A 14,629-nucleotide genomic window follows, 5' to 3' on the forward strand; every position below is an offset into this window, starting at 1 on the left:
CGATGAGCAACGACGATCGTACCCAGTTCATGCCGACGCCCGGTGGCCGTGGCGCCGATCCCTTTCGCCCGGACCCTGGCCGGCCCCAGCCTGCGCCGACGTCCGCGCCGCTGTCGATGCCGGCCGCGCCGGTCCTGACCGGCAAGGCCCAGGGCCTCAACCCGCTGGAAAGCGCCGCTGGTCCGTTGCTGGCCCTGCTGACGCGCCTGCGCAACACCATCGCCCACCCGGCGCCGGCCAGTTTGCGTGCACAGCTGCTGGCCTACCTGCGCCAATTCGAAGAGCGCGCCGAGGCCGCCGGCGTGGTGCGCAACGATGTGTTGCTGGCCCGCTACGCCTTGTGCACCGCCCTCGACGAAGCGGTGTTGAGCACCCCATGGGGCGGCACCAGCGACTGGGGCAAGCAAAGCCTGCTGATCACCGTGCACAACGAAGCCTGGGGCGGCGAGAAGGTGTTCCAGTTGCTGGAGCATTGCCTGCAAAGCCCGCGCGAGCGCCTGTATCTGCTGGAACTGCTGTACCTGTGCATGTGCCTCGGCTTTGAAGGTCGTTACCGAGTGATGAACGACGGTCGCAGCCAACTGGAAGCGTTGCGTGAGCGCACCAGTGCGGTGATCCGCAGCGCCCGGGGCGACTACGAGCGCGAGCTGTCGCCGCACTGGCGTGGGGTCACCGTGGCCCGCGATCGCCTGGCGCAATTCATGCCGCCATGGATCGCCGTGGCCATCGGCGTGGCCCTGCTGCTGGCATTGCTGTTCGGCCTGCGCATGAAGCTCGCCTCGGATGCCGAGCCGGTGTTCAAGAACATTCATTTCCTCGGTGAAATCCCGGTGCAGACCATCGACCGCCCCGTGGTGCAGCCCAAAGTGATCGAGCGCCCACGCCTGGCCGGCTTCCTCGCCGACGAAATCCGCGCCAACCGCATTGCGGTGGAAGATGCCGTCGACCGCTCGGTGGTGACCATCCGTGGCGATGAACTGTTCGCCTCGGGCAGCGCCAGCATCAAGGACGATTTCCAGCCATTGATGCTGCGCATCGCCGATGCGGTGCGCAAGGTCAAGGGCCAGGTCCTGGTCACCGGCCACAGCGACAATCGCCCGATCGCCACCCTCCGGTTCCCGTCCAACTGGGCGTTGTCCGAAGCGCGGGCGCAATCGGTGCTGCAAATTCTCTCGGCCAAGACTGGCCAGCCCGAGCGCTTCAGCGCCGAAGGCCGCAGCGACACCGAACCGTTGGCATCCAACGCCACCACAGAGGGGCGTGCGCGCAACCGTCGGGTTGAAATCACAGTATTGGCGGAGGGGGTCGAGTGAAGGCGTTTTTCAGTTTTATGACCCGCTGGGTCATCCCATTGCTGGGGCTGATCGCCCTGAGCCTGATCATCTGGTTCGTCGGCCCGCTGCTCGATTGGCTGGTGCCCGAAGGCCGGCGCTGGGCCTTGATCATTCTGGTGTTCGCGGTGTGGATCGCCTATCGGGTGTTCCGCATCATCCAGGCCCGCCGTCAGGCTGCCGAAGTGATGCGCAGCCTGGCCGCGCAAACCCCGCCGGACCCGACCAGCATCGCCACCGCCGAAGAACTCGAAACCCTGCGCCAGCGCATGGACGAAGCCTTGGCCCTGCTCAAGAAAGCCAAGCTGGGCGGTGACGAGCGCCGTAACCTCTACGAGCTGCCGTGGTACGTGATCATCGGCCCGCCGGGTTCGGGCAAGACCACCGCCCTGGTCAACTCCGGGCTGCATTTCCCGCTGGCCGCGCAATTGGGCGCCGGTGCCGTGCGCGGTGTCGGCGGTACGCGCAATTGCGATTGGTGGTTCACCGACCAGGCGGTCCTGCTCGACACCGCCGGCCGCTACACCACCCAGGACAGCGACGCGACCATCGACAAGGCCGCGTGGCTGGGCTTCCTCGGCCTGCTGAAAAAACAACGGGCCCGACGTCCGATTGACGGGGCGTTCATCGCCATCAGCCTGTCCGACCTGCTGCTGGGCAGCGACGCCGAGCGCGCCGCCCACGCCGCGGCGATTCGCTTGCGGATCCAGGAGTTGTACACCCAACTGGGCGTGCGCTTCCCGATCTACCTGATGCTGACCAAGCTCGACCTCGTGCCGGGGTTCATGGAGTATTTCGACACCCTGAGCAAGGAAGAGCGCGCCCAGGTCTGGGGCATGACCTTCGCCCTGGACGATGGCAAGAGCAACGACAGCCCGCTGGCGTACCTGCAAAGCGAATTCACCGGCCTTGAGCAGCGCCTCAACGACCGCCTGGTGGAGCGCCTGCAACAAGAGCGTGACCCGGCGCGGCGTGACCTGATCTACGGCTTCCCGCAGCAGTTCGGCGCCTTGAAGGATTGCCTGCAAAGCTTCCTCGAGGGCGTGTTCAAACCCAACGCCTTCGAAGAGCGGGTGTTGCTGCGCGGCGTGTATTTCACCAGCGGCACCCAGGAAGGCAGCCCGATCGATCGCCTGATCGGCTCCATGGCCCAGAGCATGAACCTGGACCGCCAGCACCTGGCGCGCCAGACCGGCACCGGGCGCAGCTACTTCATCGAAAAACTCTTCACCGCCGTGGCCTTCGCCGAGCGCGGGCTGGTGGGCGTCGATCCGAAAGTCGAGCGTCGACGCAAGTGGATCGCCCGCGGTGTGCTGGCCTCCACGGTGGTGTTGGTGCTGGTGGTCAGCACGTTGTGGTGGGTCAGCTACCGGGCCAACCAGGCCTACATCGCCCAGGTCGATCAGAAGGTCGCGCCATTGGGCCAGACCGTGCAGAACCTCAGCCCGGCACAACGGGATGTGCTCGCGGTGTTGCCGCTGCTCAACGCGGTGAAGCACCTGGCCGACGACGCCCCGAGCTGGGCCGAAGGCCTGGGCCTGTACCAGGGTGACATGCTTGAAGCCGAGTCCGGCAGCGTCTATCGCAAGCTGCTGATCGCGGTGTTCGCGCCACGCCTGCTGACGCGCATCGAAGAGCAACTGCACAGCGGTGGCAATTCGGATTTCCTCTACGAAGGCTTGAAGGCCTACCTGATGCTCGCCGACACCGAGCATTACGACGCCGACTTCATCAAGGCCTGGATCGCCCTGGATTGGGATCGCAGCCTGCCACGGGATTTGCCGGCCGAGCAGCGCCAGGCCCTGACCGGGCATTTGCAGGCGCTGTTCGAACGGCGTCCGCCCCTCGCGCGCCTTGACCCGCGCCTGGTCGAAGACCTGCGCCGCCAGTTGCAGCAATTGCCGGTGGCCCAGCGGGTTTATGACCGGATCAAGCGGCAGAAACTGCCCGAAGGCATCCCGGACTTCCGCATCAACGAAGCCGCCGGGCGTGACGCAGCGCTGGTGTTCAGCCGCAAGAGCGGCAAGCCATTGGGCGAACCCTTGAGCGGGTTCTTCACCGTCAAGGGCTACCGCCAGGGTTTCTTGCTCAGCAGCCTGAGCCAGACCGGCACCCTGGCCGAAGAGCAATGGGTGCTGGGCCACGAAGAGGCCGACCAGCAGAACGTCGCCAGCCTGGCCGCCGACGTGCGTCGCCTGTACTTCCAGGATTATCTGCGCCAATGGGACGCCTTGCTGGCCGACATCGACTTCGTGCCGATCACCAGCGTGGCCCAGGCCGCCGATGTGCTGCGGGTGATTTCCGGCCCGACCTCGCCGTTGAAAAAACTGCTGGTGGCGGTGGCGAAGGAAACCGACCTGCAACAGGACGAACGCCTGCTGGCCGCCCAAGGTGCGCCGGTAGAAGGCGGTGTGGACAAACTCAAGGAACGCCTGGGCAGCTTGCTCGGCCAGGAGCAGGCGACGCAAAACGCACCGGCGCAAAGCGATGACCCGATCACCGCGCACTTCGCCGAGCTCAACAGCATCGTCAGCAAAAGCGAAGGCGAGCCGGCGGCTATCGACGGCCTGCTGGCGGACATGAACGCCCTGTACGTGCAGGTCAGCGCCATGGTCGGTGCCAGCGGCGACGCCTTGCTCGGCGAAGCCAAGAACCAGGCCTCGGCCGCCGCCACCCGCGTCAGCCTCAACGCCGAACGCCAGCCGCCGCTGGTGCAGGGCCTGGTCAAGTCGGTGGTCAACTCCACCACCAACAGCATGATGGGCGGGGTGCGCAACCAACTGAACGCCGCCTGGACCAGCGAAGTGGTGAACATCTATCGCCAGTCCCTGGCCGGGCGCTATCCGATGTCGCCAGGCAGCGCGCGGGACGCGACCCTGGATGACTTCGGCCAGTTCTTCGGCGTCGGCGGGGTGATGGACAACTACTTCCGCAAGTACCTGCAACCTTACGTCGACACCTCGACCCCGACCTGGCGCTGGCAGCCGGGCGCGGCGCAGAAGCTCGGCATCGCCCCCGGCGTGCTGCAGACCTTCCAGCGCGCGGCGACCATCCGCGACGCGTTCTTCCGTTCCGGCGGCACCCAGCCGATGGTGCGTTTCGAGCTCAAGCCGGTGGCGATGGACTCGACCATCACCCAGTTCCTGCTCGACCTCGACGGCCAGCAACTGAGCTACGACCACGGCCCGAGCCGCCCGACCGCCATGCAGTGGCCGAATCCGGGCAGCATCGGCGTGGTGCGGATCTCGATCATGCCGCCGTCGTCCAACGGTCGCTCCGGCATCACCCTGGATGGGCCGTGGGCCTGGTTCCGGCTGCTGGAGCAATCGGACCTGACCGCCGGCAACTCGCCGGATCGCTTCAACCTGCGGCTGCGGGTCGACGGCGCCAGCGCCTCTTATGAGCTGCGGGCCAACAGCGCCTTCAACCCATTCAAGAGCCGGGTGCTTAGCGGCTTCAGCCTGCCGGAGCGGCTATGAGTACACCGGGCTTCTATGGAAAGTTGGCCAGCCGCGGTGACTTCGTCAGCCGTGGCTTGCCCCAGGGCTTTATCGGCCCGTGGGATTCGTGGCTGGCGGCGGGTTTGCTCGCCAGCCAGACCAGCCTCGGCGAGCGCTGGCTGGACGCCTATCTGGTCAGCCCGCTGTGGCGCTTCATGGTCGCGCCGGGGGTGTGTGGCCCGGACGCCGCTGTTGGGGTGGTGATGCCGAGCATCGATCGGGTCGGTCGTTATTTTCCGCTGACCATTGCCGTGCTGCTGGAGCCCGACGCGGACCCGGCCTCGGTGGTGGGCGGTGCGGACGAGTGGTTCGAGCGGGTCGAAAACCTGTTGTTGAGTACGTTGAGCGTCGAGGCCAGTTTCGAGGCGTTCAACGAACAACTGGAAACCCTCGGCAGCCCGATGTACCTGCCGCGCACGCCGAGCAGCCGTTTCGCCAGCCTGCACCGCTTCGATGCCAGCGACCCGCAGCGGCGCATGAGCGCCCTGGCCGAGGCGGCCTGTGAAGGTGTGAGCCTGTGGTGGGGCCAGGGATCGGAGCGCATTGCCCCGGGTTTGATGCGCTGCCAGGGATTGCCGGCGGCGGCTGATTTTGCGCAATTTTTGCTCGGCCAAGAAGGTGTTGTGTAGATGCGTCCAAGTGCCGGAAAAGCAATCAAGTCTGCAAGCAAGAGCCATGTCGGGATGGTCCGCCAGGTCAATGAAGACGCCTGCCTGGACCTGCCGGAAAACGGCCTCTGGGTCGTTGCCGACGGCATGGGCGGGCACGCGGCGGGCGACTACGTCAGCAGCCTGATCGTCGACAGCCTGCGCGGCATTGCCGTGGGGCGTTCGCTGGACGAATACGTCGCGGCGCTGCAAAGCGACCTGCTGCGGGTCAACGCCGCCGTGCGGGAGGAAACCGCCAACCGTGGCGTGACGATGATGGGCAGCACCGTGGTGGTGCTGGCCGTCCGCGACCTGCGTGGCATGTGCCTGTGGGCCGGTGACAGCCGTTTGTATCGCCTGCGCGACGGCGTGCTCGAAGGCATCTCCCGGGACCACAGCTATGTCCAGGACTTGCAGGACAGCGGCCTGCTCAGCGAAGCCGAGGCGCGCGTGCATCCACGGGCCAACATCGTCACCCGGGCCATCGGCGTCGAGGCGCAACTGAACGTGGCGCTGACCGAACTGTTGCTGGTGCCTGGCGACAGCTACTTGTTGTGCAGCGACGGGCTGACCAAGACCGTCGAGGACGATGAAATCCGCGAAGTGTTGAGCCACGACGAGCCCGGCGAAATCGCCAGCAGCCTGGTGTCCCTGGGCCTGATGCGCGGCGCGCCGGACAACATCACCGTGGTGGTCGTGAAGGTGCCGTCATGAGCTTGACCTTGAACATTGTCATCCCCGGCTACGACATCGAAGGGCCGATCGGCGAAGGCGCGATGGCCAGTGTGTATCTGGCGACCCAGCGTTCGCTGGAGCGCAAGGTGGCGTTGAAAGTCATGGCCGCCGCCCTGGCCGCCGACCCGACTTTCTGCGAGCGTTTCCTGCGCGAAGGCAAGACCCTGGCGCGCTTGTCGCATCCGCACACCGTCACCATCCATGACATCGGCAACGTCGGTGAGCTGTATTACATGGCGATGGAATACCTGCCCAACGGCACGCTCAAGGAACGCATCGCCGCGGGCCTGACGCCGGAGCAGGGCCTGACCTACATTCGCCAGATCGCTTCAGCATTGGGTTATGCCCACGGGCTGGGCCTGGTCCACCGTGACGTCAAGCCGGCCAACATCCTGTTCCGCGCCGATGGCACGGCGGTGCTGTCGGACTTCGGCATCGCCAAGTCCCTCGACGACCGCACTCAGTTCACCCAGGCTGGTTTTGCTGTGGGTACGCCCAGCTACATGAGCCCGGAACAGGCCCGTGGGCAAGACATCGACGGCCGCGCCGACCTGTATGCCCTGGGCGTGGTGCTCTACGAAATCCTCGTCGGCAAACTGCCGTACACCGGCAACGACGCACTCTCCACGGCCCTGGCGCACCTGACCGAGCCGTTGCCGGAGTTACCGGTGCATCACGGCCGTTACCAGGACGTGTTGCGCAAGTTGCTGGCGAAGGACCCGGCGGAGCGTTTCCCGGATGCGGCGGCGTTGCTGCGGGCGTTGGATAACCTGCCTGAGGCATCGGCGGAAGCGACGCTGATCCGGCCGTTGTCGTTTGAACTGCCGGCCACGCCGCCTGCGGTGGATGACTTGGCGGGTTTGACGCCCATGTCCATCGATATTCCGAGCGGCCCGGCTTATTCCCCACCGCCGTCACAACCGCAGTCCAAACCCGTTCCGCCGCCGATAAAACCGACGGTTCAATCCTCGGTGTCGGAGCAGCGCAAGGGGCCGGTGTTCGCCCTGGCCGCCGTCGCGGTCGCCGTGGCGCTGGCGTTGGGTGGCGCGGGTTATTGGTGGTTGGCCGGTGACGATGGCAAGGACGTGAAGACGCCCGTGGCCACGAACACCTCGGTCAAACCACCGGAAGTGAAGCCGCCGAAGGCCCCGGAAGTGCCGGCGGTCAAACCGCCCGTCGTCCCTGCGGCTCAGCCCCCCGTGGCGACCGAGGCCGATGGCGGCCAGCGTCCGCTCTTGATGGCCGGCAAGAAAACCCTGTTCCAGCGCGTGCTCAGCAAGCCGGGGGCGAAACTTGCCGAGGCGCCGGGCGCCGCACCGGGCAAGGCCCTGCCAGCGTTTTCGGTGTTGTATGTGTACCAGCGCAAGGACGTGGATGGCAGCGCCTGGGTGCGCGTCGGCGCGGCCACTGACGGGCGCAGCGACGGCTGGTTGCCCGCCGCTCAGGTCAGCGACTGGAAGCAGAGCCTGGTGCTCAAGTTCACTGAACGTTCCGGCCGTGCGCCGGTGATGTTCCTGCGTCAGCCCGGCGAGGTGGAAAAACTCCTGGCTAACCCTTCGGCGGCCAAGAACGTGCTGCTCAAGGCCCAGCAGAGCCCCCAGGAAGACCAGCAAGTGCTGGCCCTGGAACCGGCCGCCAGCGCCGTGCCGCAGAGCCAGTTCTACCTGTTGCCGATCTTCGATTCCCGCGAGAGCCTCGATGAGAACGGCCAGCCGGTGCAGTTGCTGAATGTGGCGTCCATCGATCCGGGCAACACGCCCAGGGCTTCGAACAACAACACGCCGATCACCACTGCCAACGCCGACGCGTTCCGCACCGCCGTGGTGCTGGTGGTGGACACCACCGTGTCGATGCAGCCCTACATCGATCAGGTGCGCGATGTGGTTCATCAACTGCAAACCCGCATCGCCGAGCGCGGCGAGTTGGACAGTGTCAGTTTCGGCATGGTGGGTTTTCGCAGCAGCATCCAGAAAACCCCGGGCCTGGAATACGTCGCCAAGACCTTGATCACCCTCGAACAGGGCCGCGACCCGCAACGCTTCATGGAGCTGGCGCGGCAGGTCAAGGCCTCCACGGCGTCGAGCCATTCGTTCAACGAAGATGCGTTCGCCGGGGTCATGCAGGCCGTCGAAGGCATGGACTGGTCCGGTTACGGCGGGCGCTTGATCCTGTTGGTCACCGACGCCGGCGCCCTGCGCAAGAACGACCCGTTTGCCGCCACGCAAATGAACGAGGCCGAAGTGCGCCAGGCGGCGCTGGGCAAGCAAATCAAGATCTACGCCCTGCACCTGCTCAGCGACGCGGGCAAGAAAACCCATGCCGGCGCCCAGAGCCAATACCGGACCCTGACCGCCGACGCCAACCCGCAGATCGGCGACCTGTACATTCCAGTGCCGGGCGCCGACGTGCGCAAATTCGGCGAGCGGGTCGACGAGATCGGCTCGGTGTTCGCCGACCTGGTGCACCAGGTGCGCAGCAATAAGCCGCAAAGCGTGCCGCTGCTCAGCGCCGCGCCGAGCCTGGCCGACAAATCGGCGGCGGTCGGCTACGCGATGCACATGGACTTTTTGGGGCGTAAATCCGCCAGCCAGGCGCCGCAACTGGTCAGCGCCTGGACCGCCGACCGCGACTTGACCAACCCGGCGCTGCCGGCGTTCCAGGTCTGCGTGATGCTGACCAAGCTGCAACTCAACGACCTGCAGCAGTCGCTGAAGCTGATCGTCGACGCGGCCCGCAAGACCCAGAGCTCGCCCAAGGATTTCTTCCAGGAAATCGCCAGCGCCAGTGCCTACATGAGCCGCGACCCGTCGGCCCTGCGCAAGGGGGGCAACCTTGCCGATGGCGGGATTCTCGGCGAGTACCTGGAAGGGCTGCCGTACCGCAGCAAGTCGCTGAACATGACCCAGGACCTGTGGCTGTCCTTGAGCGTGGCCGAGCAGGAAGATTTCATCGACGAGCTGGATTCGAAAATCCGCCTCTACGAAACCTTCCACAACGACCTCGCCAACTGGGTGCGCTTCGGCGACGCCGAGCCGGGCGACGCCTTGTACCGCGTTCCGTTGTCGACGCTGCCGTGATGCTGACCCTGAACGCCGTGCACAAAAGCCGGGGCGCCGGCAGCCAGCGCTACAGCCTGGTGATTCCACGGCTGTATTTGCGCGGCGGTGAACAACTGGCGGTGGTCGGCCCCAGCGGCTGTGGCAAGAGCACCTTGTTGGATATGTTGGCGCTGGTGTTGGCGCCGGATCAGGCCGGGCAGTTCGATTTCACGCCCGCCGACACGCCGCTGGACATCGCCAAATTGTGGCGTGCGTCGCAACAGGGCACCTTGGCCGAGCTGCGCAGCCGTTACCTGGGTTATGTTCTGCAAACCGGCGGCCTGCTGGGTTTTTTGGATGTGCGTGGCAACATCGCGTTGTCGCGCAAATTGCTGGGCTTGAAGGATGACGCTAGCGTGACGCGCCTGGCTGGGCAGTTGGACATTGCCGATCAACTGGACAAGAAACCGGCGGACTTATCCGTCGGCCAACGCCAGCGGGTCAGTTGTGCCCGGGCGTTGGCCCACGGCCCACGCCTGTTGCTGGCCGATGAGCCGACCGCCGCCCTCGACCCGCTGAACGCCGAGCGCGTCATGCAGTTGCTGGTGGCCCAGGCCCGCGAACACGGCGTCTGCTGCGTAGTTGCCACTCACGACGAAGCGCTGGCCCGGGCCAGCGGCTTGCAGGTACGGCGCATCAGTTGCCGTCGCGATGCCGACGGCGGTGTCACCGCCACACTCGGGGAGGCCCGCTGATGCGCGGCGCGCTGGTGGCTTCCCTGGCCTGGCAGGATTACCGCAACGATGCCTGGCTGTCGGCCTGCTCGGTGCTGGCTTTGGTGGCCGTGGTGGCGCCGTTGCTGGTGCTGTTCGGCCTGAAGTTCGGCCTGGTCAGCAGCCTGACCGAGCGCTTGCAGAACGACCCTGCCACCCGGGAAATCATCCCCTTGGGCGGCGGTCGCTTCAGTGCCGAATTCGTCGAACAATTGAGCCAGCGCGGTGATGTGGCCTTTGCCTTGCCGCGCACCCGGCAGATCGCCGCCACGGCGGATTTGAGCGGCGAGGCGTCGGTTGTCACGGTCGAGATGATTCCCACCGCCGCCAACGATCCGTTGTTCGATCACTTGCCGGTGCCCCAAGGCTTGGATCAAGTGGTGCTCAGCCAGACCGCCGCTGAAAAACTCGGGGCCAAGGCGGGGGATTGGCTGCAGGCCAGTTTCGGCCGGCAGGTGGCCGGTCGCAGCGAGGCCCAGCGCACCCGCGTGCAGGTGCTGCAGGTGCTGCCACTGGAAGCCTTCGCCCGGGACGGCCTGTTCGCGCCGCTGGCGTTGCTGGAGGCGGCCGAGGATTACCGCGACGGCCGTGCCGTGCCTGCGTTCGGCTGGCCGGGCGATGCGGTGGGCGAGGCCGGGCAGCGCGTGTATCCGGCGTTTCGCTTGTATGCTCGCAGCCTCGGCGATGTCGAGCCGCTGCGGCAGTATTTCGCCGGGCAGAACCTGTTGGTATCGACCCAGGCCCAGACCATCGCACAAGTGCAATCGTTGAGCCGCAACCTGTCGATCGTGTTCTGGATCATCGCCGGGTTGGCCTTGGCCGGCGCGTTCGCGGCGATCTTTGCCGGTGCCTTGGCGGCGGTCGAGCGTAAGCGTCGGGAATTGTCGGTGTTGCGCCTGTTGGGGGTTTCCACCGCGGCGCTGTTGCTGTTCGTGGTGTTGCAGGCGCTCTACAGCGCCACGTTTGCGGCCCTTCTGAGTGCCGGCCTGTATGGCCTGGCGCAGTCGGGCCTGAATTATTTATTTGCACAGATGCCCGGCGAATACGCCAGTCATCTGTTGGTGCGTCACTACACCTTGGCCCTGGTGGCCGTGCTCGGCGTCAGCGCCGTCGCGGCGGCTTGCGGCGGCTGGCGAGTGGCGCGCATCCAGGCGTGTGAAGGAATTCGCGATGTATAAGTTATTGGGCGCCGCCGTGGCGCTGAGCCTCGCCAGCCTGACATGGGCTGATGAAGCGACGGACAAGCTGGACAACCCCAAGCCATTGCCCGACGACGTCAGCCTGCCGCTGCCGTGCGAAGGCCAGATGGTGTTCCGCTACGTCTACATCCTCGCCCAGGGCACCCTGGACGACCGCGAGATCAGCCTCGGCTACCCGTTCAGCGAAGGCGAGGCGGGCTATCAGCAGTCGTTCATTTCCGGCTACCGGCGCGACTTCATCAACGGCCAGTTCACCCTCAAGGACCTGCCCAAGGACTGGAACACGACCATCACGCCGTTGATGCCCAAGACCGACGCCAAGACGCCGCTCAAGCCGATGCTGTACTTCATTGGCAAGTACGAGGTCACGGCCCGGCAATACGCCCAAGTCATGGCCCAGGCCCAATCGCTTGCCAGCGGTGAGCCGGCCCCGGCCTGCGAAGCCTTGCAAGCCGATTTGCCCCAAGGCGTGGCCGGGCGTTTGCCCAAGGTGAAACTGTCGAAATTCGAGGCCGAGCGCTTCTCGGCGGTGTACAGCGCCTGGCTGATGAAATACCACAAGGACCTGCTGCCGGTGAGCGGTCGCGGCACCTCCGCCGAAGACGGCGGGCTGGGTTTCGTGCGCTTGCCAACGGAAGTCGAATGGGAATTCGCTGCCCGTGGCGGCCAAGCTGTGAGTCGTCAGGACCTGGAGGGGCGTCTGTTCCCTCGGCGCCTGGAAGGCAGTGAAAGCGACGGGCCCCTGGCCGATTGGGCGGTGTTCAACCAGGTCGCCGGCGGCACTGGCCAGGCGGCGCGGCTGATGCCCATCGGCACCAAGCTGCCGAACCCCATCGGCTTGTTCGATGTGGTAGGCAACGCTGCCGAGATGGTCCAGGAATCCTTCCAGTTGGTGCATGCCGGTCGCCGCCAGGGGCGCCTATGGCGGCTTCGTGGTCAAGGGCGGCAACTACCTGGAAGGCGAGGGCACGCTGTTCACCGGCATGCGCCGCGAGTACCCGTTGTTCACGGCAGATGGCACTGAGCAAAGCAACGAGACCACCGGTTTTCGCGTGGCCGTCGGCGCGTTGTCGGCGCCGCGTTCGCGCTACAAGGAATTGTTCGCCCAATGGCAGAAAGAGGGGCGGCTCGCGTCGCTGACCGACGCCATCGACGACGCCGACGACCCGACCAAGCGCCTGGACAGCATCATCGCCGCCAGCGTCGATCCGCGCCTGCAAGCCGAACTGGGCCTGGTCAACGAGGAGCTCAAGCGCAACGTCTCACTCATCGCCCAGCAGCGCGAGGAAGCGGCGGGCAACCTGATCCAGTCCTCGGCCCTGGTGGCCGAGACCGTCAACAACTACAACATTCGCCTGACCAATCTGCAGAACAGTCGGCAAGCCGCCTTGGACGCCAAGGACGAGGCCAGCGCCACGCTGTTCGCCACGGCCATCGACAACGGCCGCAGCGCGCTGGATGGCGCGGTGGCGATCTACATCGACAACCTGGCCACCGGCACGCGCTACACCGATGCCGTGATCCAGGCGCAGTTTCAGCGCATCAAGGAAGAATTGGAGCGCAAACCGGTGCTGGGCAAGAGCCTGGTGGCGCGTGCAACGTTATTCGTTCGTCATGTCGGGGATTATCGTCAGCAAAAACGAGCCGACCCGGCGGCGATATTGAAGGAATTGCTCGCATCGAACGCTCAGCGGTCTTGAGTGTTCGTTGTCAGCGAGCTTGGAAGGGACTCAGGCGGCGATAGCGCCGTGCTGAGCTGGTCAACACTTAAAAGAGAACACAACTATGCTTTTCTCCCGTAAACCTTTGGCTTCGGTTTCCAAGCGTCACTTGCTGATGGTCGCTGTCGGCTTCAGCACCGTACTGACCGGCTGCGCCACGTCGCCGACGTCCAAGGTCGCGTCGAGCACCAAGGTCGAGTACTACCCGAACTGCTACGAGCCGGTGCAGCACTTGCGCGCCACCGAAGGCAACATGACCAAGTCGGTTGTCACCGGTGCGGCCGTTGGCGCGGTCGGCGGGGCGCTGCTGGGCGCCCTGACCGCTGACAAGGAAGATCGTGGTCGCAACGCCGCCATCGGTGCCGCGGGCGGCGCCTTGGCCGGTGGTGCCGCCGGTTATTACACCGAGCGCCAGAAGCAGATCGCCGATGACAACATGCGCATCGCTTCCTACGCTGCTGATGTCAGCAAAAGCGCTTCGGACATCGACCGTAGCACCGCCTACGCCAAGACCTCGCAGCAGTGCTACCAGAACGCGTTCAGCAAACTGGTTGCCGACCGCAAGGCCAAGACCATCAACGACACCGAGGGCCGTAAGCGCCTGGCGGAAATCGTCGCTGGCCTGAAAGAGTCGAACGACCTGATCGTCGCGGTCAACGGCAAAGCCTCCGAAGACCTGAACAACTACACCCAGGCCTACGAGAAAGACCTGCAGCAAGTGGGTGTGCAGCGTACTGACGTGGTGACCGTGGCCACTGCCGATACCACGCAGGTTGTGGCGGCTCAGACCAGCACCAAGACCAAGAAGAAAGTGACGCCGGCGAAGAAGAAAGAGCTGCCAGTCGTGCCGAAAGAAGCGGTCGCCACTGAGAAGACCTTGCAGGACGCCAAAGCCAAGCAAGATCAAAGCAAGCAGGTTGCCAGCGCGGGTACCACCCAGGTCAACAGCATGTGCAAAAACCCGGACCTGGGCGACTGGGCACCGGTTCCTTGCCCGAATGTTTGATTGAGTGAGGGTGGCTGATCACTTCCCTGGAGTGGTCACTGCTTTAAAACCTGTGGGAGCGAGCTTGCTCGCGATAGCGCCGGTTCAATTGGCATCTTTGTCGACTGACCCACCGCCATCGCGAGCAAGCTCGCTCCCACAGTTGTTTTTGGGGTGATCGAAATGTCCGCAACACCCCCAATCCCCTGTGGGAGCGGGCTTGCTCGCGAAGGCGTCGGTTCAGCTTGCATCATTGTTGCCTGACACTCCGCTATCGCGAGCAGGCTCGCTCCCACAGTGGATTGGGCTCCGGTTCGAAACAGAACCCTGTGGGAGCAAAGCTTGCTCGCGATGGCGCTGGTTCAGCCTGCATCAATGCAAAGCTCTATACCTTGGCCCCAGGCGCCACCGCCTCCTTGGTTTCCAAATGATCCAACGCCCGCTCGACCAACAACTGCACCCCATCGGCCATGCGACTGATCGCCAGGGCGACACAGCGGCGTGGGTCATTCACATCGTTAATGTCCGAGGGTTTGGCAGGGGAAAAGGAGCAAAGGATCGCAGCCTTCGGCAGCTCCTACGGAAATCGATGTAGGAACTGCCGAAGGTTGCGATCTTTTGATTTTGAATTCGTGACTTAGCAGTCATCTTTCGCGAAAACCAGCTGATCTTCCGCTAAAGCGATCCGATGATGGCGTTG

9 protein-coding genes and 1 pseudogene are annotated in these 14,629 nt (G+C 65.0%); 9 read left to right on the top strand and 1 reads right to left on the bottom strand.

The genetic code is table 11. The features are described from left to right. Positions 1-2 precede the first annotated feature (2 nt). The 9 genes and pseudogenes from M1D99_RS01110 to tagQ all read left to right on the top strand — a co-directional run bounded on the left by M1D99_RS01110 (position 3) and on the right by tagQ (position 13,950). Positions 3-1,313 (top strand): DotU family type VI secretion system protein, encoded by a 1,311-nt coding sequence (locus M1D99_RS01110; RefSeq protein WP_458131297.1) that lies wholly within the window; start codon positions 3-5, stop codon positions 1,311-1,313. Then, positions 1,310-4,810, top strand: a complete 3,501-nt coding sequence (gene tssM / locus M1D99_RS01115) for a type VI secretion system membrane subunit TssM (RefSeq protein ID WP_434573564.1) — start codon at positions 1,310-1,312, stop codon at positions 4,808-4,810. The genes M1D99_RS01110 and tssM overlap by 4 nt, the downstream gene beginning before the upstream one ends. Continuing rightward, positions 4,807-5,460 carry a type VI secretion system-associated protein TagF gene (tagF, locus tag M1D99_RS01120; protein ID WP_411385963.1) on the top strand — a complete coding sequence of 218 codons (654 nt, stop codon included), beginning with the start codon at positions 4,807-4,809 and terminating at the stop codon, positions 5,458-5,460. Before tssM ends, tagF begins: the two co-directional genes overlap by 4 nt. Beyond that, positions 5,461-6,192, top strand: coding sequence for a PP2C family protein-serine/threonine phosphatase (locus tag M1D99_RS01125; RefSeq protein ID WP_186710243.1), 732 nt, complete (start codon positions 5,461-5,463; stop codon positions 6,190-6,192). It abuts the gene before it with no gap. Beyond that, positions 6,189-9,290, top strand: coding sequence for a serine/threonine-protein kinase (locus M1D99_RS01130; protein WP_458131298.1), 3,102 nt, complete (start codon positions 6,189-6,191; stop codon positions 9,288-9,290). The genes M1D99_RS01125 and M1D99_RS01130 overlap by 4 nt, the downstream gene beginning before the upstream one ends. Then, a complete protein-coding gene (locus M1D99_RS01135) occupies positions 9,290-10,006 on the top strand; it encodes an ABC transporter ATP-binding protein (RefSeq protein WP_458132176.1) in 717 nt (238 codons plus the stop codon). The genes M1D99_RS01130 and M1D99_RS01135 overlap by 1 nt, the downstream gene beginning before the upstream one ends. Continuing rightward, positions 10,006-11,202, top strand: coding sequence for an ABC transporter permease (locus tag M1D99_RS01140; protein ID WP_458131299.1), 1,197 nt, complete (start codon positions 10,006-10,008; stop codon positions 11,200-11,202). The genes M1D99_RS01135 and M1D99_RS01140 overlap by 1 nt, the downstream gene beginning before the upstream one ends. Continuing rightward, a pseudogene (locus M1D99_RS01145) lies at positions 11,195-12,923 on the top strand (formylglycine-generating enzyme family protein). The gene M1D99_RS01140 and the pseudogene M1D99_RS01145 overlap by 8 nt, the downstream one beginning before the upstream one ends. Before the next feature lie 85 nt (positions 12,924-13,008). Then, a complete protein-coding gene (tagQ, locus tag M1D99_RS01150) occupies positions 13,009-13,950 on the top strand; it encodes a type VI secretion system-associated lipoprotein TagQ (protein WP_250962955.1) in 942 nt (313 codons plus the stop codon). Positions 13,951-14,314: 364 nt separating this feature from the next. Here tagQ and M1D99_RS01155 read toward each other — a convergent pair whose 3' ends face one another. Further along, positions 14,315-14,443, bottom strand: a complete 129-nt coding sequence (locus M1D99_RS01155) for a DUF6124 family protein (protein ID WP_458131300.1) — start codon at positions 14,441-14,443, stop codon at positions 14,315-14,317. Positions 14,444-14,629 lie beyond the last annotated feature (186 nt).

The organism is Pseudomonas sp. R3-41, from assembly GCF_054161485.1.

Coding starts and splice junctions, on each gene's coding strand:
- M1D99_RS01110 (WP_458131297.1), top strand. CDS start 3: ATGAGCAACGACGATCGTACCCAGTTCATGCCGACGCCCGGTGGCCGT.
- tagF (WP_411385963.1), top strand. CDS start 4,807: ATGAGTACACCGGGCTTCTATGGAAAGTTGGCCAGCCGCGGTGACTTC.
- M1D99_RS01125 (WP_186710243.1), top strand. CDS start 5,461: ATGCGTCCAAGTGCCGGAAAAGCAATCAAGTCTGCAAGCAAGAGCCAT.
- M1D99_RS01130 (WP_458131298.1), top strand. CDS start 6,189: ATGAGCTTGACCTTGAACATTGTCATCCCCGGCTACGACATCGAAGGG.
- M1D99_RS01135 (WP_458132176.1), top strand. CDS start 9,290: ATGCTGACCCTGAACGCCGTGCACAAAAGCCGGGGCGCCGGCAGCCAG.
- M1D99_RS01140 (WP_458131299.1), top strand. CDS start 10,006: ATGCGCGGCGCGCTGGTGGCTTCCCTGGCCTGGCAGGATTACCGCAAC.
- tagQ (WP_250962955.1), top strand. CDS start 13,009: ATGCTTTTCTCCCGTAAACCTTTGGCTTCGGTTTCCAAGCGTCACTTG.